The organism is Actinomadura sp. NPDC048955 (genome assembly GCF_040649435.1).
In the GTDB taxonomy this organism is placed as follows: Bacteria; Actinomycetota; Actinomycetes; order Streptosporangiales; family Streptosporangiaceae; genus Spirillospora; species Spirillospora luteofluorescens.
Window position 1 is genome coordinate 1 of record NZ_JBEZJI010000056.1, and the last position, 20,020, is coordinate 20,020.

Below are 20,020 nucleotides of genomic sequence, written 5' to 3' on the forward strand. Positions count from 1 at the left end.
CTCATCCACCTCCGCCGCGAAAGGAGCGATCTTGGCCTCGGCCAGCTCACGCACCGAACGCCGCAACAGCTCGTGCTCCTCCGACGGCGCGTACGTGGGAAAATCAGGACTCATGCCGCCGATGCTACCGGCCAGTAGGCAGTGGCGGCCGACGCGGGCACCCGCCCGCAGCGGGCACGTGTCCAGTAGGGCCGCTCGTCGGCGACAGCGAACGGAGAGGAGCAGGCCTTGTCCCACCGGCTGACGGTCATCGGAACCGGTTACCTCGGCGCGACCCACGCGGCGTGCATGGCCGACCTGGGTTTCGAGGTCCTGGGCCTCGACGTGGACGCGGAGAAGATCGCGCGGCTCTCGGCCGGCGACCTGCCCGTGTACGAGCCGGGCCTCGAACCCGTGCTGCGCAGGGGCCTGGAGACCGGGCGGCTGCGCTTCACCACGTCCTACGAGGAGGTCGCGGAGTTCGGCGACGTCCACTTCGTGTGCGTGGGGACCCCGCAGAAGGCCGGGGAGTACGCGGCCGACCTGTCCTACGTCGACGGCGCGATCGCGGCGCTGGCGCCGCTGCTGGAGCGGCCCTGCCTGGTCGTCGGCAAGTCGACCGTTCCGGTCGGGACGGCCGCGCGGCTCGGCGAGGCGCTCGCCAAGGCGGCGCCGGCGGGCGGGGACGCGGTGCTCGCGTGGAACCCCGAGTTCCTGCGCGAGGGCTTCGCCGTCCAGGACACCCTGCACCCCGACCGGATCGTCGCCGGGCTGCCCGCCGACCAGGGCGCCGCCGAGCACGCCGAGAAGGTGCTCCGCGAGGTCTACCGGACGATGATCGCCGAGGGGACCCCCTTCATCACCGCCGACTTCCCCACCGCCGAGCTGGTCAAGGTGTCGGCGAACGCGTTCCTCGCCACCAAGATCTCGTTCATCAACGCGATGGCGGAGGTGTGCGAGGCCGCGCACGCGGACGTGACGAAGCTCTCGGAGGCGCTGTCCTACGACGACCGGATCGGCGGCAAGTTCCTCGGCCCGGGCCTCGGGTTCGGCGGCGGCTGCCTCCCCAAGGACATCCGGGCGTTCATGGCCCGGGCGGGCGAGCTCGGCGCCGACCAGGCGCTGACCTTCCTGCGCGAGGTCGACGAGATCAACATCCGGCGCCGGATCCGGATGGTGGACCTCGCCCGGCAACTGCTCGGCGGCTCCTTCGCCGGGCGGACGGTCGGCGTCCTCGGCGCCGCGTTCAAGCCGAACTCCGACGACGTGCGCGACTCCCCCGCGCTGGACGTGGCCGCCTCCATCCGTGCCCAGGGCGCCAGGGTGACCGTCTACGACCCGCAGGCCATGCGGAACGCGCGCCGCGCCCAGCCGACGCTGGAGTACGGCGAGTCGGCGATGTCGGCCGTCCAGGACGCGCACGCCGTCCTGCTGCTGACCGAGTGGGCCGAGTTCCGGGACATGAACCCGGCCGTGGTCGCCGAGGCCGTGGCGGAGCGCAACATCGTGGACGGGCGCAACGCGCTCGACCCCGAGCGGTGGCGCGCGGCGGGATGGAACTACCGGGCCCTGGGACGCCCGTGAGGCGGCGCTGACGCGGAACTAAAGCGCCCGCGGCGGTGTTGCAGCGGGCATGAGCGCTGACTTCGCCGACCAGGCCGTGATCCGCCGCCTGCTGAACGAGTCGAGGACGTGGGCCTTCGTCGGCCTCGGGGACAACCCGGCGCGGGAGGTCCACAGCCAGGCCCGGCTGATGCAGGAGCGAGGGAAGCGGATCATCCCCGTGCACCCGGAGGCGCGCGAGGTGCTGGGCGAGAAGGGGTACGCCTCACTCGCCGACGTCCCCGACGCCTCCGAGGTGGACGTGGTGGGCGTCTACCGCCGCGCCGAGCACGCCGGTCAGGCGGTGGACGAGGCGATCGCGGCGGGCGCGAAGGCGGTGTGGCTCCCGCTCCAGGTGATCGACGAGGCGGCGGCCCGGCGCGCCAGGGACGCCGGGCTCGACGTCGTCATGGACCGCTGCCCCGCCGTCGAGTGGGCCCTGCGGCGCTGACCGGCTCAGCGGGGCCGTGAGCGCCCCGGCGGCGGGCGTCCCTCAGAGCCGTTCTCGCAGCCGCGCGCCCTTCGCCTTGGCCTCTCCGTAGAGGTGCCGCTGGAACACGGCCATCTTGGCCCGCAGACCGTCGTCGGAGGCGGCCAGGATCCGGACGGCCAGCAGCCCGGCGTTGCGGGCCGCGCCGACCGCCACCGTCGCGACGGGGACGCCCGCGGGCATCTGCACGATCGACAGCAGCGAGTCCATCCCGTCCAGGTACTTCAGCGGGACCGGCACGCCGATCACCGGCAGCGGCGTCACCGAGGCCAGCATGCCCGGCAGGTGCGCGGCGCCGCCCGCCCCCGCGATGATCACTCGGAGGCCGCGGGCGGCCGCGTCCTCCCCGTAGGCGATCATGTCGTGCGGCATGCGGTGCGCGGACACCACGTCCGCCTCGTAGGGGACGCCGAACTCCTCCAGCGCCCGGGCGGCGCCCTCCATCACGGGCCAGTCCGAGTCGCTCCCCATCACCACGCCGACGACCGGGTCGTTCACGCGCGCCTCCACTTCGAACTCTCTCACCGGTGATCTTTCATGGCGGGGCCCCAGCGCAGGTAGTCGGCGGCGTGCCGGGCGCGCTCGCGGACCTCGGCGAGGTCGGCGCCGAGCGCGGTCACGTGGCCGATCTTGCGTCCCGGACGGGACTCCTTGCCGTACATGTGCACCTTGACGCCCGGGTCGTGGGCCATCACGTGGATGTAGCGGGGGTAGACGTCCGGGTCGTCGCCGCCGAGGACGTTGGCCATGACCGTGTAGGGGGCCGTGGGCTCGGTGGAGCCGAGCGGCAGGTCGAGGACGGCCCGCAGGTGCTGCTCGAACTGCGACGTCCGGGCGCCCTCGATCGTCCAGTGCCCGGAGTTGTGCGGGCGCATGGCCAGCTCGTTCACCAGCAGGCCGTCGCCGGTCTCGAAGAGCTCGACGGCGAGGAGGCCGACGACGCCCAGCTCGTCCGCGACGCGCAGGGCGAGGCTCTGCGCCTCGGCGGCGAGGTCCTTCGGCAGGCCGGGCGCGGGCGAGATCACCTCGGTGCAGATCCCGCCCTCCTGGACGGTCTCCACGATCGGGTACGCGGCGCCCTGCCCGTACGGGGAGCGCGCGACGAGCGCGGCCAGCTCGCGGCCGAAGGCGACGTGCTGCTCCACCATCAGGTCGACGCCCTCGGCCTGCAGCCGGTCGGCGACCCGCGCCTCCTCGGGATCGCCGACGATCCAGACGCCCTTGCCGTCGTAGCCGCCGCGCGTGGACTTCAGGACCAGCGGCCAGCCGTGCTCGCGGCCGAACGCCTCCAGGAACGCCCGCGGCTCGGGCGAGGGGACGGGCGCGTAGGCGGGGCAGGGGACGCCGAGCTCGCTCAGGCGCTCGCGCATGACGAGCTTGTCCTGGGCGTGCGCGAGGGCGGCCGACCCGGGCCGGCACGGGACGCCGGTGGCCTCCAGCTTCTGGATGTGCGGCCCCGGGACGTGCTCGTGGTCGAACGTCACCACGTCGCAGCCCTGGGCGAAGGCCAGCAGGTCGTCGAGGGCGCGATCGTTGCCGACCCGCACGTCCGAGACGGCTCTGGCGGCCGACTCGTCCGGCGCCCCGGCGAGCACGCGCAGCGACACGCCGAGCGCGATCGCTGCCTGCTGGGTCATCCGGGCGAGCTGCCCTCCGCCCGCCATCCCGACCACGGGCATCTCACGAACCTTCACGTCGAAAGGTTATCGGGCCGCCGGGGCGAACGAATCACGCGGCGTCCGCGTCGAAGGCGTGTGGGGGTGGGCCGCGGGTGTGTGTGGGGGGCACGGCAATGGGCACGGAACGGGGCGTGCGCGTGAAACGTTCATGTTCGGACGTCCCGGGAGCCACGGACGTCTATTCTCGTGGTGCCTCCCCCGCAGTCGCCGGCCGCCGGCCGCGCCGCACAGTGCAAGCCCGGAAGGACGGTTTCCCTTCGTGAGCCTGGTAGCCAAGATCCACCGGCGGTTCGCGCACCTGGTGCGAGAACTGGCCCAGTTCGGCAGCGTGGGCGCCATCGCGTTCGTCATCACCTTCGCGATCGGCAACGGCCTGCACACCGGACTGGGGGTGGGCCCGCTCACGTCCAACGGCGTCGCCACCGTGATCGCGACCACGTTCTCCTACCTGGCCAACCGCTACTGGACGTTCCGGCACCGCGACCGCACCGGCCTCGGCCGCGAGTACGTGCTGTTCTTCGCGCTGAACGGCGTCGGCCTGGTGATCACCGAGCTGTTCATCGGCTTCTCGCACTACGTCCTCGGGCTGGACGGCGCCGTGTTCTTCAACATCGCGCTGATCGTCGGCACCGGGGTGGCGACGCTGTTCCGCTTCTGGTCCTACAAGAAGTGGGTGTTCCTGCCGGCGAGCGCCCCGCACGTCGACCCCGCGTCCGGGCTGCCCGAGGCCCCCGCCGACGGGCCCGCCGCCGAGGGCCCCGGCGCGACCCGCGCGACCGGCGCCCCGGGCCGCGCGCCCGGCCCCCTGCGCCCCCTCGACCGCACCGCCGGAGACTACGCCGAGCTCTGACCCTCAGGCGGGGCCCATGACCACGCGTTCGGCGGCCAGCCTGACCTCGGCGGTCTGGCGCAGGAAGACCCCGAAGACCGCGGGACGGGACTGGATCAGCTCCAGGCGCCCGCCGTCCACCACCGCCAGGGAGCGGGCCAGGTAGAGGCCGAGGCCGGTGCCGCGGCCCCCCGAGACGCTGCGTTCGAAGATGCGGGGCTCCAGCTCCGACGGGATTCCCTCGCCCTCGTCGCCGACCTCGACCACCACCGAGCTCGCGCCCGGCTTGGTGTGGATGGTCACGGTGCCGGCGCCGTGCGTCAGGGAGTTCTCCAGGAGCGTGGCGACGATCTGGGAGAGGCCCTCGGGGTGCGTCATGCCGACGAGGCCCTGCTCGCCGATGATCCGCACGTCGCGGCCCGCCTTGCGGAAGCTCGGCCGCCACTCCTCGACCTGCTGGGCGATGATCTCGTCGATCGGGGACGGGACGGCGCCGCCGGTCCGGTCGTGCCGGGCGCGGGCGAGCAGCTGCTCGACGACCGCGACGAGCCGTTCGGCCTGCGCGACCGCCGCCGCGCCCTCCTCCCGGACGACGTCGGGATAGTCCGCCGCCTCGATCATCTCCTCCAGCCGCATCGACAGCGCGGTCAGCGGGGTGCGGAGCTGGTGGCTGGCGTCGGCCGCGAACTCGCGGCTGGCGACGAGCAGGTCGGTGATGCGCACGGCGCTGCGGTCCAGCACCTCGGCGACCCGGTCGACCTCGGGGATGCCGTAGCGGCGCGGGCGCGGCCGGGCGTTGCCGCTGCCGAGCCGGTCGGCGGTCTCGGCGAGGTCGACCAGCGGCAGCGTCAGCTTGCGGGCTTGCACCATCGCCAGGCCGACCGTGACGGCAACGCCGAGCAGGGCCAGGCTGCCGACGAGCAGGAGCAGCCGCAGCGCGGCGTCGCGGACCTGCGCCTCCGGGCGCGACACCCGCACCCTGACCCGGCCGTGCACCGCCGTCGCCGACAGCACGCGGCCGCGCCGCGGCGGCCCGGCGGCGAGCGTCCGGCCGTCCGGCAGCGTGATCGAGACGTGCCGGCCCGGGTACTCGCGGGCGAGGACCGCGGGCGTCACCGGCTGGCGCGCCTCCAGGCTGTAGCCGACGCCGCCGGCTATCGAGGACGCCTCCCGGTCGAGCGACCGGCCGGCCTCCTCGTAGACGAGCTTGTGCGCGGCGTAGGCGAGGGGTATGCCGAGCAGGAGCAGCGCGACCACCGCCACCGCGAGCGTCGACAGGAGCAGTCGGCGCCTCATCAGGGCTCCTTCTGAGGGTGGGGCCGCGGACCGTGCGGCACGCGCCCCGGGGGCCTCTCGGGAAGGCCCCCGGCGTCCCGCCGGGCCGCGGCGGCCGGTGCTAGTCGCCGCGTTCGAACCGGAAGCCGACGCCCCGCACCGTGGTGATGTAGCGGGGACTGCCGGCGTCGTCGCCGAGCTTGCGGCGCAGCCAGGAAATATGCATGTCGAGGGTCTTGGTGGAACCCCACCAGTTGGTGTCCCACACCTCGCGCATGATCTGTTCGCGGGTCACGACCTTGCCCGCGTCCCGCACGAGGACGCGCAGCAGGTCGAACTCCTTGGTGGTGAGCTGCAGCTCCTGGTCGCCCATCCAGGCGCGGCGCGACTCGGCGTCGATCCGCACCCCCTGGACGATCGGAGTCTCGGTGCTGCCCCGGCGCAGCAGAGCGCGCACCCGCGCGAGCAGCTCCGCCAGCCGGAACGGCTTGGTCACGTAGTCGTCGGCGCCCGCGTCCAGCCCGACGACGGTGTCGACCTCGTCGGCACGGGCGGTCAGGATCAGGATGGGCACGCCATGCCCCTCGGCCCGCACCCGGCGGGCCACCTCAAGGCCGTCCAGCTCGGGAAGGCCGAGATCGAGGACGATCAGGTCCACGCCGCCCCCGAGCGCCCGCTCCAGCGCCTGAGGGCCGTCGGGACTGACTTCGACGGTGTACCCCTCGCGACGCAGCGCGCGGGCGAGAGGCTCGGAGATGGACGTGTCGTCCTCGGCGAGCAGTACTGAGGTCATGAACCGATCGTATGACCAATCTTGACCTTTGCTCGGCTACCGCCGCGCTCTTGACCTGCGGTTTGCCACTCGTAGTACATCCGCGAACACAATATTTCGGGCTCTATCAGGATGTAGGCCGTATCATCCCCGCAGTGCAGGGGGCCCGGCCAGATCGAGGACCGCGACCGAGGCGCCCGGCAGCACCACCGAAGCCGTTCCGGAATCGCCGAGGCCGACCGGGTCAAGGCGAATCGCCGGATCCGACGCGAGCAGCAGCCCCGGCGCGGCCTCGCCCCGACCGGGCACCGGAACCAGGACGGGCCGGTCACCGAGGTTCGCCGCCACGCACACCGAGCCGCGCCGCACGGTCAGCCACCGCGCCGCGACGTCGTCCGCCCGGTCGCCCGCCTCCTCGCGGGTCTCGACCGCCGTCGCGGTCAGCCGGGGATCGTTCAGTTCGGGCCGGGAGCGGCGCAGCGCGATCAGGTCGCGATGCCATGCGAGCAGGTCGGCGTGCGGCGGCCGGTCCGGTTCGGCCCAGTCGAGGACGGATCGCCGGAACGTGTCCACAGCCTGTGGATCGGGGACCTCGCCGCTCCAGCCGTGCCGGGAGAACTCGCGCCGGCGTCCCTCGCTGACCGCGCGCGCCAGCTCCGGGTCCTGGTGGTCGGTGAAGTAGCACCACGGGGTCGCCGCGCCCCATTCCTCGCCCATGAAGAGCATGGGCGTGAAAGGCGCGAGCAGGAGCAGGGCCGCGCCGACTTTGAGCAGACCGGGAGAGGGCAGAAGAGCACCGATGCGGTCGCCCGCCGCACGGTTGCCCACCTGGTCATGGTTCTGCAGGAAACCCAGGAATCTGTGCGCCGGCGTCTCCCCGACATTCACCGGACGGCCGTGATGCCGCCCCCTGTAGGTCGACATGGTCCCGTCGTGCACGAATGCCTTGGTGAGGGCCTTCTTCAGCGTTTCCAGGGAGCCGAAGTCGCAGTAGTAGCCCTGCCTCTCACCGGTGAGCGCGGCGTGCAGGGCGTGGTGGAAGTCGTCGCTCCACTGGGCGTCCAGGCCGTACCCGCCAGCCTCTCTGGACGTCACCAGGCGCGGGTCGTTCAGGTCCGATTCGGCGATGAGGAACAGTTCCCGGCCAAGGTGAGCCGAAAGCGCCGACACGGCGCGTCCCATCTCTTCCAAGAGGTGTTGCGCGCCGTGGTCGGTGATGGCGTGCACGGCATCGAGGCGCAGCCCGTCGAGGTGGTAGTCGCGCAACCACATCAGCGCGTTCTGGACGACGAACGCGCGGACCTCGTCCGAGCCTTCCTGGTCGAAGTTCACCGCGTCGCCCCAGGGAGTGGCATGGGCGCTGGTGAAGTACGGGCCGTAGCTTCCGAGGCGATTCCCGTCAGGCCCCAGGTGGTTGTAGACCACGTCCAGGACGACGGCCAGACCGCGCGAATGGGCGGCGTCCACGAATCGCTTCAGTCCGTCCGGGCCGCCGTAGGGCTCGTGCGGCGCCCAAAGGTGGACACCGTCGTAGCCCCAGCCGTGTCGGCCGGGGAAAGAGGCGACCGGGAGCAGTTCCACGGCGTCTATGCCGAGCGCCGTCAGATGGTCGAGACGCTCGATCGCCGCGTCGAACGTGCCCTCGGCCGTGAACGTGCCCACGTGCATCTCGTACAGGACGCTGCCGGCCAGCGGGCGGCCGTGCCACTGCTGGTCGGTCCAGGCGAACCGTCCGTGGTCGTAGACGCGGCTCTGACCGTGGACGCCATCGGGCTGCCAGGGCGAACGCGGGTCGGGCAGCACTTCGTCGGCCCCGTCCAGGACGAACCCGTAGCCGGTCCCGTGGGAGGCGTCCGCGACCTCGGCCTCCCACCATCCAGAAGACCCCGGTCCGGACGGCCGTGCCTCCATGGCGTACCGGGCGCCGCCCGCCTCGACGTCAACGCGGACGGCGGCCGGAGCCCACACCTCGAAACGGGCGCTCACCGATCGATCTCCCGGGGGACGAGCAGCGCGACGGGAAGGTGCTCGAACACGCGCGAGGCGTCAAGGATCGGGCCCATGTGCGTGCAACCGGTCAGGACGTCCCTCCAGCCCTGGCGGCGGACGTCCACGCGCGTCCCCTTCCAGCCGCCGCGGCGCTCCAGGCCCACGGGGAGCCGGGTGGCGAGCGCGACGGCCTCCCCTCGGGCGAACCCCACGACGTGCTCGGCGGCCGGCCCGCGCGCGGCGACGGGCTCGTGCCGGGAGCCGGGGCCGAACCACTCCGGATGGGCGCGGCGCAGCCGCAGCGCCCTGGACGTGAGCAGGAGCTTCTCGTCGTCCACTTCCTTCGGCTGCCGCCCGGTGTCGAGCCGGAACAGGTGCTCGCGGCGCCGCCCGTAGTCGACCGGCCGCCGGTTGTCGGGGTCGACCAGCGACAGGCCCGTCATCTCGCAGCCCTGGTAGATGTCCGGGACGCCCGGCATCGCCAGCTGGACGAGCTTCTGCCCGAGCGTGTTCACGCGCGCGTGCGGGGTCAGCTTCGCGACGAACGACGTCATGTCGGTCACGAGGTCCGGGTCGGCCAGGACGCCTCGCGCGTACTCCAGGACGGCCTCTTCGTAGGCGGGGTCCTGTTCGGCCCAGGAAGTGCGCGTCTTGGCCTCGCGCATCGCCTTGGTGAGGAACTCCTCCAGCCGTCCGATCGTGAGCGGCCACGCACCGACCAACGTCTGCCAGAACAGGTATTCCAGGTCCGGCTCTAGGGGCGATGTGCCGGAACCCCAGTTCCGCCACCGATCCACGGATTCGGCCCACTCGGTGGGCAGTTCCGACAGAACCGCCAGCCAGGCGCGCACGTCCTCCTCACGCTTGGTGTCGTGCGTAGAGAGCGTCGTCATCGTCAACGGCCAGTCGCGGGCGAGCCGGATGCAGAACGAGTGGAAGTCCTCCTGGGCGACGCTGAACCGCCCTGGCGCACCGCCGACCTCGTTCAGCACGGCCATGCGGTTCCACCGGTAGAAGGCCGTGTCCTCCACGCCCTTGGCGGCGAGCGGGGACGTCGTCTGCTGGAACCGCACGATGAACTCGGCGTCGGTGCGCTCACCGCGTCCGAGGGCCAGATCCACGACGACGTCGAGGTCGCCGTGCATCTCCTCTGGCAGATGCGCGCGCGCACGGCGGGCGGCCTCGTTCACGACGTCCACGGCCTGCTGCGGGGCGTCCTCGCCGGGCACGACGTAGGCGCGGTAGACGGGCATGGCGACCAGCAGTTCGACCAGCGCCCGCTCCAGGCCCGGACGGCGCTCGCCCACGACCCGTTCGAGGACGCGCTGGAGCCGCTCGACCTCGGGCCTGAGGCTGTGCGAGGCGGCGTGCGCCCGGGCGTCGCGTTCGACCTCCTCGAAGGAGGCCGGGTTGCCCGTGAGCGCCACGTAGTAGTCGGTCAGCGGCTTCTCCCCGGCGGGATCGAGGAACAGTCCGCCGATCATGCCGAGCGCGTCGTAGCCGGTGGTGCCCGCGCACGGCCAGTCCGGCGGCAGCCGCTCCTCCCCCTCGGTGATCTTCTCGACGAGCAGCCAGCGGTCCGGGGCGGCCTCGGCGAGCCACCGCAGGTAGCCGCGCGGATCGGCGAGCCCGTCGGGATGGTCGACGCGCAACCCGTCCACCAGGCCGTCCCGGACCAGGCTCAGCAGCAGCGCGTGCGTGCGCTCGAAGACCTCCGCGTCCTCCTGCCGCAGTCCGATCAGGCCGGAGATGTCGAAGAAGCGCCGGTAGTTGGGCTCGCCCTCGCCGGGCGGCACGATCCGCCCGCCGCCCGCCTCCCAGTCGATGTCGAACCACCGGGCGAACCGCGACCGCGGCCCCTCCGCCAGGACGTCCGCGAACGGCAGGTTCAGCTCGGCCGGCTCCGGGATCGCCATGTGGTTCGGGACGACGTCCACCAGCACCCGCAGCCCGTGCGCCCGGAACCGGGTCACCATGGCGCCGAACGCCTCGGGCCCGCCCAGCTCCTCCGACAGCCGGGAGTGGTCGACGACGTCGTAGCCGTGCGTGGAGCCCGGCGCGGCCTGCAGGACCGGCGACAGGTAGACGTGCGACACGCCGAGTGCCGCCAGGTAGGGGGCCAGCGCCGCCGCCTCGGCGAACCCGAAGTGCCCCTCGGGCGTCCCGCGGAGCTGGAGGCGGTAGGTGCCGGTCGGCGGCGCGGCGAGGGCGTCCTCCTCGGGGACGCCCCTGTCCACGCGTTCGGATGTCTCCGCCCGTTCGGGCCTGTGGTCCTCGGACACGGTTTCCTCAGGGGGTTCGGCGACGGGGAGCGGTTCCTCTGGGACGGGCTCGGCCTGCATGCCGCCGTCCGCCGGCGCGCCGCCCATCCGCGTGCCGGCGGCCGGCCGGGTGTCGTCGTCCATCTGCGTATCCCTGCTCTCAGACCCGGCGCATGACCTGGATGGAACGGGCGGCGACCGGCACGTTCTCGCGGGACTTCACGACGGGCGACTCCTCCTCGGCGAGCAGCGGGTCTGCGGTGTCGAGCACCTTTATCCACATCTGCCCGTACAGCACGGGCGGAAGCGCGAACGCCAGGTCCCCGTCGTGGGCGTTGACGAGCAGCAGGAACGAGGCGTCCCTCACCTGCCGCCCGCGCCGGTCCGGTTCGCCGATCGCGTCGCCGTTCAGGAACACGGTCAGCGACTTGTTGAAGCCGGCGGACCAGTCCCGGCCGGTCATCTCCGCCCCGCCGGGCGTGAACCAGACGAGGTCGGGCAGGTCCTCGGGCCTCGCCCCCGCGCGGGAGCGGACGGAGCCCTCGTCGCCGCCGATGAAGAAGCGGCGCCGCCGGAACACCGGATGCTCGGTGCGCAACGCGGACAGGCGGCGGACGAAGTCGAGCAGCGGGCCGCGCTCGTCGAAGAACGTGTCGTCGCGCAGGCCCGTCCAGTCGACCCAGGACAACTCGGTGTCCTGGCAGTAGGCGTTGTTGTTGCCTCCCTGCGTCCGGCCGATCTCGTCGCCGTGCAGCAGCATCGGCACGCCCTGCGACAGGAACAGCGTGGTCAGGAAGTTGCGCTTCTGCCGCTCGCGCAGCGAGATGACGTCCAGGTCGTCCGTCGCGCCCTCGTGGCCGCAGTTCCACGACCGGTTGTCGTCGGTGCCGTCCCGGTTCCCCTCCCCGTTGGCGTCGTTGTGCTTGCCGTCGTAGGAGACGAGGTCGTGCAGCGTGAAACCGTCGTGGCAGGTCACGAAGTTGATCGAGGCGATGGGGCGGCGGCCGTCGTCGGCGTACAGGTCCGACGAGCCCGTCAGCCGGGAGGCGAAGTCGGGCAGCGTGCCCGGCTGCCCGCGCCAGTAGTCGCGGACCGTGTCCCGGTACTGGCCGTTCCATTCCGTCCACAGCGGCGGGAAGTTGCCGACCTGGTAGCCGCCCTCGCCCACGTCCCACGGCTCGGCGATCAGCTTGACCTGCGAGACCACCGGGTCCTGCTGGACGAGGTCGAAGAACGCCGAGAGCCGGTCCACCGCGTGCAGCTCGCGGGCCAGCGTCGCGGCGAGGTCGAAGCGGAACCCGTCCACGTGCATCTCGGTCACCCAGAACCGCAGCGAGTCCATGATCAGCTGCAGGACGTGGGGGCTGCGCATCAGCAGGCTGTTGCCGGTGCCCGTGGTGTCCATGTAGTAGCGGGAGTCGTCCTCGGTGAGCCGGTAGTACGAGGCGTTGTCGATGCCGCGGAACGACAGCGTCGGCCCGAGGTGGTTGCCCTCGGCGGTGTGGTTGTAGACGACGTCGAGGATCACCTCGATCCCGGCCTCGTGCAGCGACTTCACCATCGCCTTGAACTCCAGCACCTGCTCGCCGCGGTGGCCGGACGAGGAGTACTCGTTGTGCGGCGCGAAGAAGCCGATGGTGTTGTAGCCCCAGTAGTTGCGCAGCCCGCGGCCCGTCAGCGCGTCGTCGTGGACGAACTGGTGGACGGGCATCAGCTCGACCGCCGTCACCCCGATCGAGCGCAGGTGATCGGTGATCACGGGGTGGCCGAGCGCCGCGTACGTGCCGCGCATCGCCGGCGGTATGTCCGGATGCCGGGCGGTGAGCCCCTTGACGTGCGCCTCGTAGATCACCGTCTCGTGGTAGGGGGTGCGGGGCGGGCGGTCGTCCCCCCAGTCGAAGTACGGGCTGACCACCACCGACCGCATCGTGTGGCGCGCCGAGTCGGCGTCGTTGCGCGACCAGGGGTCGCCGAAGTTGTACCCGAAGCACGCCTCGTCCCAGTCGACCTGCCCCTCGACGGCCTGCGCGTACGGGTCGAGCAGCAGCTTCGCGGGGTTGCAGCGCAGGCCGCGCGGCGGATCGTAGGGCCCGTGCACCCGGTACCCGTACCGGCGTCCCGGCATGACCCCCGGAAGGTAGCCGTGCCATACGAAGGCGTCGACCTCCGGCAGCGTCAGCCGCGTCTCCTCACCTTCGCCCGCCGGACCGTCGAACAGGCACAGCTCCACCTTCTCCGCCACCTCGGAGAAGACGGCGAAGTTCGTGCCCGCGCCGTCGAACCGGGCCCCCAGGGGGTAGGCGTCACCCGGCCAAACCTGAGCCAATTGTTCCGCCCTTCGTAGGGTGCGGCGCCGGGGCGCGCCCGACCGCGCGCGTACCGGGGGCCGCATCCCCGAACCCCTTCCCCCTGGGGGATGGATCACACCGATCGGGACCCCACTGGCCAGAACGGACATCCGTGCGTTACGTTAGGGGAGCCTTACCTTAATGAGGGCGCCCTAACCGGCGCCGGTGGGGCACGCTGCGTAGACAACGAGCCGCACGGAAGGTCTCCCACCGGAATGTACGTCTGCATCTGCAACGCCGTCACGGAGGACGACGTTCACGGCTGCATGGCGAGCGGTTGCACGACCGCCAAGGCCGTCAAGGCGGCCTGCGGCTTCAAGCCCGGCTGCGGGCTGTGCACCAAGCGCATCCACACGATGGTCAGCGAGTACCGCGCCTCCACGGCCATGGCGGACGCGCTCCTCGGGGGAGCGGACGCGCTCCTCGGGGGAGCGGACGCGCTCCTCGGGGGCAACGACCCCGCGACCTCGACCGCCGCCTGAACAGACCCCGCCCTTACGTTCCGTTCCGATTAGGGAACGCGCTGTGTGCGATTAGGTACTGTCCCGGATCCGGCCCGGCATGGAAGCATGGGGGCCATGGAAGGCGACAACGACATCATCGCTCTGCTGAACGAGCAGCTCACCGCCGAGCTCACGGCGATCAACCAGTACTTCCTGCACTCCAAGATGCAGGAGAACTGGGGCTTCACCCGCATCGCCAAGCACACCCGCGACGAGTCCTTCGACGAGATGCGGCACGCGGAGCGGCTCACCGACCGGATCCTGTTCCTGGAGGGCCTGCCGAACTACCAGAAGCTCGGCACCCTGCGCATCGGGCAGACCATCGTCGAGCAGCTCAAGGCCGACCTGGAGATCGAGATGGAGGCCGTGGCCCGGCTGCGGCCCGGCATCGAGCTCATGCGCTCGCGCGGCGACGTCACCTCCGCCCGGATCTTCGAGGACATCCTCGCCGACGAGGAGGAGCACATCGACTACCTGGAGACCGAACTGAGCCTCGTCCAGGCCCTCGGCGAGCAGAACTACCTGCAGCGCCTCACCGACTCGCCCGGCGAGGGCGGCCCGAGCCCCGTCTGAGCCCTACGTCGCCCGCCCGCCGCTCCTGCGCAGCACGTACGGCTGGATGATGCCGAGGCCGCGGACCGGGCGCTTGACGATCCGCGTGACCTCGTAGCCCGGCGCCTTCTCCAGGCACGCCGCCAGCTCGGCGTCGATCACCACCGCGCCCGGCCGGGCGAGCGAGGTGAGCCGGGCCGCGAGGTTCACGGTCGTGCCGAACACGTCGCCCATCAGCGGCAGGACGGGCCCGTGCGCGACCCCGACCCGCACGTCCGGGACCTCGGTCTCGTCCTGGATCGCCGCCGCCACCGTCAGCGCGATCTCCGCGCCGATCTCCGGTGTCCCCGCGCTGAACAGCACCTCGTCGCCGAGCGTCTTCACCAGCCGGCCGCCGCAGGAGGCGATGATGTCGGCGGCGGTCTCCTCGAACCACTCCACCACGCGGGCCAGCTCGATCTCCTCCAGCTCCCGGCTGACCTGGGTGAAGGAGACCATGTCCGCGAACCCGACCGTGGTCATCGGCCGGCCCGCGGAATCGCCGTTCTCCCGGCTCGCCGCCGCGGCCAGCGCCCGCGTCCCCGCGGCCGCGAGCTGCCGCCGCCACGCGTGCAGCACCAGCGGCTCGAAGTCGCCGATGTGCTTCTCGGCGATGTCCACCACCGTGTCCACCGCCTGCGCGGACGGCGTCTCGGTCAGGTCCTGCGTCAGCATGCTGCGCAGCAGGTTGACCTGCCACTCCGCGAGCCTGGTCATCGTCTGGCCGAACGCCCTGACCAGGCGGATCACGCCGTCCTCGTCCAGGATCCCGTCGTCGACGAGCCGGCGGAGCCGGTCCAGCGCCGCCACGTCGCCCTCGGTGTAGGCGATCGTCTCGTCCGGCATCGACGGGTAGCCGAACGCCCGCCAGATGCGGCCGGCGAAGTCCCGGGACACCCCCGACTGCCGGACCGCCTGGACGCGGTTGTAGCGCAGCTCGCCTCCGAGCAGGAGCTCTTCGATCTCCTTCGGATCCGGCAATCCGGCCGCCATCATCCGCCCCTCAGTCCGCGGCCGCCGTGGGCCGTGGCGGCGGCGTCGTGAATCGGTACCCGCACATATCGTCGCAGATCAGCATCAACGTCAGCGGCCGGATGCCGGATCGTCCTGTCCCGTTCACCGGACATGCACCACATCGCCCGCACTGACCGCGACGTCACCGCCCGGTCCGGCCACCACGAGCCGCCCCGCCCCGTCCACGTCCCGCGCCGTCCCCGCCAGCCGCTCGCCGCCGGGCATCTCCACCCGCACCTCGCGGCCGAGGGTCGCGCACAGGTCCCGGTACGCGGTGCGCAGCCCGCTGCTCTCCGGATCACCGTCGAGCGCCGTCCACTCCTGGTACCAGGTGCCGAACTCGCGCAGGATCGCGCGCAGCAGCGGCGCCCGGTCGCTGAGCGGCGCGCCCTCGATCGCGAGGGACGTCGCCGTCGGCACCGGCAACTCCTCCTCGTGCAGCCCCACGTTCAGGCCGACCCCGACCACCAGCCCGCCGTCGACCGTCTCCGCGAGGATCCCGGCGAGCTTGCGGCCCCCGACCAGCACGTCGTTCGGCCACTTCAGGCGCACGTCCACCGCGACGTCGCCCCCGCCGCCGAGGAACCCCTCCCCCTCCTGCGACCAGGCGGTCATCCGCCGGAGGGCGGTGGCGACCGCGACGCCCGTCAGCAGCGACGCCCACGCCAGCCGCGCCACCGGCACCCGGGGGCGCAGCAGCATCGAGAACGTCAGCCCCGACCGCGGCGGCGCCGTCCAGGTCCGCCCGAGCCGCCCCCGGCCCGCCGTCTGCAGCTCGGTGACCAGCACCGTCCCCTCCGGCGCGCCCTCCCGCGCCCGCTCGGCCAGGTCGGCGTTGGTGGACCCGGTCTCCTCCACCACGCGGACGTCCCTCCACAGCCCGCCCTCCCGCACGAGCGCGCTCCGCAGCGCCGCCTCGTGCAACGGCGGCCGGTCGAGATCCCCATACGGTGAGTCGCTCACACCTCCAATCCAACCCCATCGCGATTTCGATCTTGGGACCGGCGTCCGCCCGCGGCGACCGCGCTCGTTAGGGTGCCCCCATGGATGGTGCGACGCTGGATGGCGTGACGCTGCGGCGCGACGGGCACGTCGCGGAGATCGTGCTGGACCGGCCCGAAGCCCTCAACGCCCTGTCGACCGCGATGGCCCGCCGCCTCGCCGACGTGTGCGCCGAGGTCGCCGCCGACGCCTCGGCCCGCGCCGTGGTCCTCGGCGCCGCCGGAGAGAAGGCGTTCTGCGTGGGCGCCGACCTCAAGGAGCGGGGCACCATGACCGACGCGGAGATCCTCGCGCAGCGCCCGGTCTTCCGCGCCGCGTTCGGCGGCGTCCTGAACCTCCCGCAGCCCGTCGTCGCGGCCGTCCACGGCTACGCCCTCGGCGGCGGCTGCGAGTTCGCGCTGTCCGCCGACATCATCGTCGCGGACGAATCCGCCGTGTTCGGCCTCCCCGAGGTGAGCGTCGGACTCGTGCCCGGCGGCGGCGGAACCCAGCTCGCCCTGCGCCGCCTCGGCCCCGGCAGGGCCGCCGACCTGGTCTTCACCGGCCGCCGCCTCGGCGTCGAGGAGGCCCTCGCCTACGGCCTCGCCGACCGCCGGGTCCCCGCGGGCACCGCCCGCGCGGAAGCCCTCGCCATCGCCGAGTCGATCGCCCGCAACTCCCCCACCGCCGTCCGCGCCGCCAAGCGCGCCATGCGCCTCGGCGGCGGCACCGCCCTGGACGCCGCCCTGGACCTCGAAGACAACGCCTGGCGCACGGCCGCCTTCTCCGCCGACCGCCGCGAAGGCATCGCCGCCTTCAACGAGAAGCGCAAGCCCGTCTGGCCGTCCTAGCCCAGGGGGGCGACCCCCTGGAACCCCCGTCACGAGCCGGACGATCCTCACGCCACAGTGCGGGTGTGTCGCGTCCGTGCGGGTTCGCGTCGTGTCGCTCCGGTCGCCCGGCTCGACGGGTCGTGCGACCTCCAGGCGCTTAGAGCGCCTTCCGGCCGCCCAACCCGCGCTGTGTTTCCCAGGGGGGCGACCCCCTGGAACCCCCGTCACGAGCCGGACGATCCTCACGCCACAGTGCGGGTGTGTCGCGTCCGTGCGGGTTCGTGTCGTGTCGCTGCGGTCGCCCGGCTCGACGGGTCGTGCGACCTCCAGGCGCTTAGAGCGCCTTCCGGCCGCCCGACCCGCGCTGTGTTTCCCAGGGGGGCGACCCCCTGGAACCCCCGTTGCGACGCAGGCGATCCTCACGCCGCTGTTGCGGTCGGTTGTGCCTGTTGCGGCTTGTGTGGCGTCGCTGCGGTCACTCCACGCGCCTGCCCGTGACCCGGCTGAGGCTCTAGGTCAGGGTGTCGGAGTGGCCTGTTTGCAGGCGGGGCCACTGGGCCGTCGGGCGGCCGTCGGTGCGGAAGAAGCCGCCGTCGACCGAGCCTTCGCGCGGCCAGCCTTCGGGGGAGTCCTCCCAGTTCTCCTGGCGCCCGTAGACGGACATGTCCATGAGCGAGTAGGCGATGTCCATGGCCTCGACACCGCGGCCGTTCGTCCAGTAGGTCTCGAAGACGCGGTCGCCGTTCCGCAGGTAGAAGACCAGGTGGAACATGCCGGGCCGGCGGCCGGTGAGCAGGGTCTCCGCGGAGTCCTGGGCGGAGTACCAGGGCATCTCCCAGCCCATGAAGTCGCGGTACCGCACGCTCTCCTCGTAGGGGCCCTGGCAAAGGGTGGCGTAGGTGATGCCCGCCGCGTGCAGGTTGGACAGCTCCCTGAGCTGGCCGTTGAAGTACGTGCAGCCGTCGCACTGCTCGGCGGCGGGCCGGCCGGCGGACCACATCATGTAGTACGCGATCAGCTGGCGGCGGCCCTCGAATGCGTCCAGCAGCGTCACGGGGCCGTCCGGGCCGGTCAGGGGCGCGGAGGCGTCCACCTCCACCATCGGCAGCCGCCGCCGCGCCGCCGCGATCGCGTCGCCCGCGCGGGTGTGGGCCTTCTCCCGCTCCCGCAGCGCGTCCAGTTCGGCCTGCCAGGCGGCCCGGTCGACCACCTCGGGCATCGGCGTCGTGGGGTTCATGGCTTCCCTTCCTCTCGGTGGACCTTCGCCCCACCGACGAAGGGCGCCCGCCGGGATCGACACCCGCGGCGAAGAATTTCTCAGAGTTCGCGGAGGCGGCGCGCCAGATAGCGGCGCTCGGGCTCGGTGGGCGCGAGCGCCAGCGCCTCCTCGTACGCCGTTCTGGCCTGGGCGGCGCGGCCGTCGCGGCGGAGCAGGTCGGCGCGGGTCGCGGGCAGGAGGTGGTACCCGGCGAGCCTCCCGGACGCCGCGAGCTCGTCGACGAGGGCGAGGCCCGCCGCGACGCCGTCCGCCATCGCGACCGCCACAGCGCGGTTGAGGTCCACGACCGGGGACGGCGCCAGCCGGGCCAGCTCGCCGTACAGCGCCGCGATCTGCGGCCAGTCGGTGGCCGCCGCGCCGGGCGCCGTGGCGTGGCAGGCGGCGATGGCGGCCTGCACCTGGTAGGGGCCGGGGCGCCGCATCGCGACCGCCCGGTCGAGCGTCTCCACGCCTTCGGCGATCAGCGCCCGGTCCCACCGGGACCTGTCCTGGTCCTCCAGGGTGACGAGGACGCCGCCGTCCGTGCGGGTGGGACGGCGGGCCTCGTGCAAGAGCATCAGCGCGAGCAGCCCTCGCGGCTCGGGTTCGGCCGGCATCAGCCGGACGAGCACGCGCGCCAGATGGACGGCCTCGGCCGCCAGGCCCCGCCGCCCCTCCTCGCCGTACCCCTCGTTGTAGATCAGGTAGAGCACCGCGAGCACGGCTGCGAGGCGCCGCGGGAGATGCGCGGCCGCCGGGATCCGGTACGGGATGCCCGCCTCGCGGATCTTGCGCTTCGCGCGGACCAGGCGCTGCGCCATCGCGGGTTCGGCGGTCAGGAACGCCCGGGCGATCTCGTCGGTGCTCAACCCGGCCAGCGTGCGCAGGGTGAGCGCGACCCGGGCCGGGAACGGCAGCGCCGGGTGGCAGCAGGTGAAGATCAGTCTGAGCCGTTCGTCGGGGATGTCCTCCTCGGCGGGCTCGCCGGCGCCGCCGGCCGCGAGCAGGCGCAGCTTGGCCGCGCCGGCCGCGTCGCGGCGCAGCCGGTCGAGCGCGCGGTTGCGGGCCGCCGTGGTGAGCCAGGCGCCCGGGCGGCGCGGGACGCCGTCGCGGGGCCAGCTCGCCAGCGCGGCGGCGAAGGCGTCCTGCGCGCAGTCCTCGGCCAGGTCCCAGTCGCCGGTGGCCGCGATCAGGGTGGCGACGACCTGGCCCCACTCGTCCCGGTAGGCGGCCTCGACGGCCGACCGCACCCGGTCGCCGGGCGCGGTCATTCCCAGAGGGGGCGGATCTCGACGCCGCCCCAGCGGGCGTAGGGGTGCCCGGCGGCGATCTCGATCGCCTCGTCCAGGTCCGCGCACTCGATGATCAACAGGCCGCCGACGAAGTCCTTGGTCTCGGCGAACGGACCGTCGGCGACCAGGGTCTCCCCCTCGCGGACCCGGACCGTGGTCGCGTCCGCCACCGGCCGCAGCCGCGCACCGACGAGCTTCGCGCCGCGCCGGTCCAGATCGGCCTGCCACGCCTGGTGCCGGGGATCGGCCGCCAGCTCCTCGTTGCTCGGCGAGACCGACTCGTCATCGCAGATCAGCAGCGCGTACCTCATGGGAGGATTCTGC

Annotated in this window: 19 protein-coding genes; 6 read left to right on the forward strand and 13 right to left on the reverse strand. The window is 72.6% G+C overall.

The window, feature by feature from the left end:
- Positions 1-114: acyl-CoA dehydrogenase family protein (locus tag AB0C84_RS35990; protein WP_361075097.1), on the reverse strand; the 114-nt coding region annotated here is incomplete at its 3' end.
- A 114-nt stretch (positions 115-228) separates the two neighbouring features.
- On the opposite strand from AB0C84_RS35990, the gene AB0C84_RS35995 reads away from it, so the two are divergent.
- Together AB0C84_RS35995 and AB0C84_RS36000 are read left to right on the forward strand one after the other, a co-directional pair.
- Positions 229-1,563, forward strand: a complete 1,335-nt coding sequence (locus tag AB0C84_RS35995) for a UDP-glucose/GDP-mannose dehydrogenase family protein (protein WP_258943808.1) — start codon at positions 229-231, stop codon at positions 1,561-1,563.
- 49 nt (positions 1,564-1,612) lie between these two features.
- A complete protein-coding gene (locus AB0C84_RS36000; protein ID WP_179846114.1) occupies positions 1,613-2,032 on the forward strand; it encodes a CoA-binding protein in 420 nt (139 codons plus the stop codon).
- Between the two features lie 42 nt (positions 2,033-2,074).
- On the opposite strand, the gene purE is transcribed toward AB0C84_RS36000, so the two are convergent.
- Both purE and AB0C84_RS36010 read right to left on the reverse strand, forming a co-directional pair.
- Positions 2,075-2,542 (reverse strand): 5-(carboxyamino)imidazole ribonucleotide mutase, encoded by a 468-nt coding sequence (purE, locus tag AB0C84_RS36005; protein WP_179849651.1) that lies wholly within the window; start codon positions 2,540-2,542, stop codon positions 2,075-2,077.
- A 50-nt stretch (positions 2,543-2,592) separates the two neighbouring features.
- On the reverse strand, positions 2,593-3,750 hold the full coding sequence (locus AB0C84_RS36010) for a 5-(carboxyamino)imidazole ribonucleotide synthase (protein WP_339156712.1): 1,158 nt from the start codon (positions 3,748-3,750) through the stop codon (positions 2,593-2,595).
- A gap of 259 nt (positions 3,751-4,009) precedes the next feature.
- Here AB0C84_RS36010 and AB0C84_RS36015 point away from each other — a divergent pair, with 259 nt between their 5' ends.
- Positions 4,010-4,600, forward strand: a complete 591-nt coding sequence (locus tag AB0C84_RS36015; RefSeq protein ID WP_361075030.1) for a GtrA family protein — start codon at positions 4,010-4,012, stop codon at positions 4,598-4,600.
- Between the two features lie 3 nt (positions 4,601-4,603).
- Here the strand turns inward: AB0C84_RS36015 and AB0C84_RS36020 are convergent, their stop codons facing one another.
- The 5 genes from AB0C84_RS36020 to glgX form a co-directional block, all read right to left on the reverse strand.
- Positions 4,604-5,875: an ATP-binding protein gene (locus AB0C84_RS36020; RefSeq protein WP_179846112.1), complete on the reverse strand. Its 1,272-nt coding sequence runs from the start codon at positions 5,873-5,875 to the stop codon at positions 4,604-4,606.
- A gap of 100 nt (positions 5,876-5,975) precedes the next feature.
- On the reverse strand, positions 5,976-6,647 hold the full coding sequence (locus AB0C84_RS36025) for a response regulator transcription factor (RefSeq protein WP_019629095.1): 672 nt from the start codon (positions 6,645-6,647) through the stop codon (positions 5,976-5,978).
- Between the two features lie 123 nt (positions 6,648-6,770).
- Positions 6,771-8,612, reverse strand: coding sequence for a malto-oligosyltrehalose trehalohydrolase (treZ, locus tag AB0C84_RS36030; RefSeq protein ID WP_361075032.1), 1,842 nt, complete (start codon positions 8,610-8,612; stop codon positions 6,771-6,773).
- A complete protein-coding gene (gene treY / locus AB0C84_RS36035) occupies positions 8,609-11,020 on the reverse strand; it encodes a malto-oligosyltrehalose synthase (protein ID WP_361075034.1) in 2,412 nt (803 codons plus the stop codon). The genes treZ and treY overlap by 4 nt, the downstream gene beginning before the upstream one ends.
- A gap of 16 nt (positions 11,021-11,036) precedes the next feature.
- Positions 11,037-13,202, reverse strand: a complete 2,166-nt coding sequence (gene glgX / locus AB0C84_RS36040; RefSeq protein WP_361075036.1) for a glycogen debranching protein GlgX — start codon at positions 13,200-13,202, stop codon at positions 11,037-11,039.
- 237 nt (positions 13,203-13,439) lie between these two features.
- Here glgX and AB0C84_RS36045 point away from each other — a divergent pair, with 237 nt between their 5' ends.
- A complete protein-coding gene (locus AB0C84_RS36045) occupies positions 13,440-13,706 on the forward strand; it encodes a (2Fe-2S)-binding protein (protein ID WP_361075038.1) in 267 nt (88 codons plus the stop codon).
- Between the two features lie 96 nt (positions 13,707-13,802).
- Entirely contained in the window at positions 13,803-14,300 is a 498-nt protein-coding gene (gene bfr / locus AB0C84_RS36050; protein WP_141581003.1) for a bacterioferritin, read from the forward strand.
- A gap of 3 nt (positions 14,301-14,303) precedes the next feature.
- Here bfr and AB0C84_RS36055 read toward each other — a convergent pair whose 3' ends face one another.
- On the reverse strand, positions 14,304-15,311 hold the full coding sequence (locus AB0C84_RS36055) for an adenylate/guanylate cyclase domain-containing protein (protein ID WP_361075041.1): 1,008 nt from the start codon (positions 15,309-15,311) through the stop codon (positions 14,304-14,306).
- Between the two features lie 123 nt (positions 15,312-15,434).
- Positions 15,435-16,295 carry a biotin--[acetyl-CoA-carboxylase] ligase gene (locus AB0C84_RS36060; RefSeq protein WP_361075043.1) on the reverse strand — a complete coding sequence of 287 codons (861 nt, stop codon included), beginning with the start codon at positions 16,293-16,295 and terminating at the stop codon, positions 15,435-15,437.
- 80 nt (positions 16,296-16,375) lie between these two features.
- On the opposite strand from AB0C84_RS36060, the gene AB0C84_RS36065 reads away from it, so the two are divergent.
- Positions 16,376-17,164: an enoyl-CoA hydratase-related protein gene (locus AB0C84_RS36065; protein WP_361075045.1), complete on the forward strand. Its 789-nt coding sequence runs from the start codon at positions 16,376-16,378 to the stop codon at positions 17,162-17,164.
- 493 nt (positions 17,165-17,657) lie between these two features.
- On the opposite strand, the gene AB0C84_RS36070 is transcribed toward AB0C84_RS36065, so the two are convergent.
- The 3 genes from AB0C84_RS36070 to AB0C84_RS36080 form a co-directional block, all read right to left on the reverse strand.
- Positions 17,658-18,383 (reverse strand): DUF899 family protein, encoded by a 726-nt coding sequence (locus tag AB0C84_RS36070; protein WP_361075047.1) that lies wholly within the window; start codon positions 18,381-18,383, stop codon positions 17,658-17,660.
- 80 nt (positions 18,384-18,463) lie between these two features.
- Positions 18,464-19,675 carry a sigma-70 family RNA polymerase sigma factor gene (locus AB0C84_RS36075; protein WP_361075049.1) on the reverse strand — a complete coding sequence of 404 codons (1,212 nt, stop codon included), beginning with the start codon at positions 19,673-19,675 and terminating at the stop codon, positions 18,464-18,466.
- Positions 19,672-20,007: a YciI family protein gene (locus AB0C84_RS36080; protein ID WP_179846103.1), complete on the reverse strand. Its 336-nt coding sequence runs from the start codon at positions 20,005-20,007 to the stop codon at positions 19,672-19,674. Before AB0C84_RS36080 ends, AB0C84_RS36075 begins: the two co-directional genes overlap by 4 nt.
- Positions 20,008-20,020: the final 13 nt, after the last annotated feature.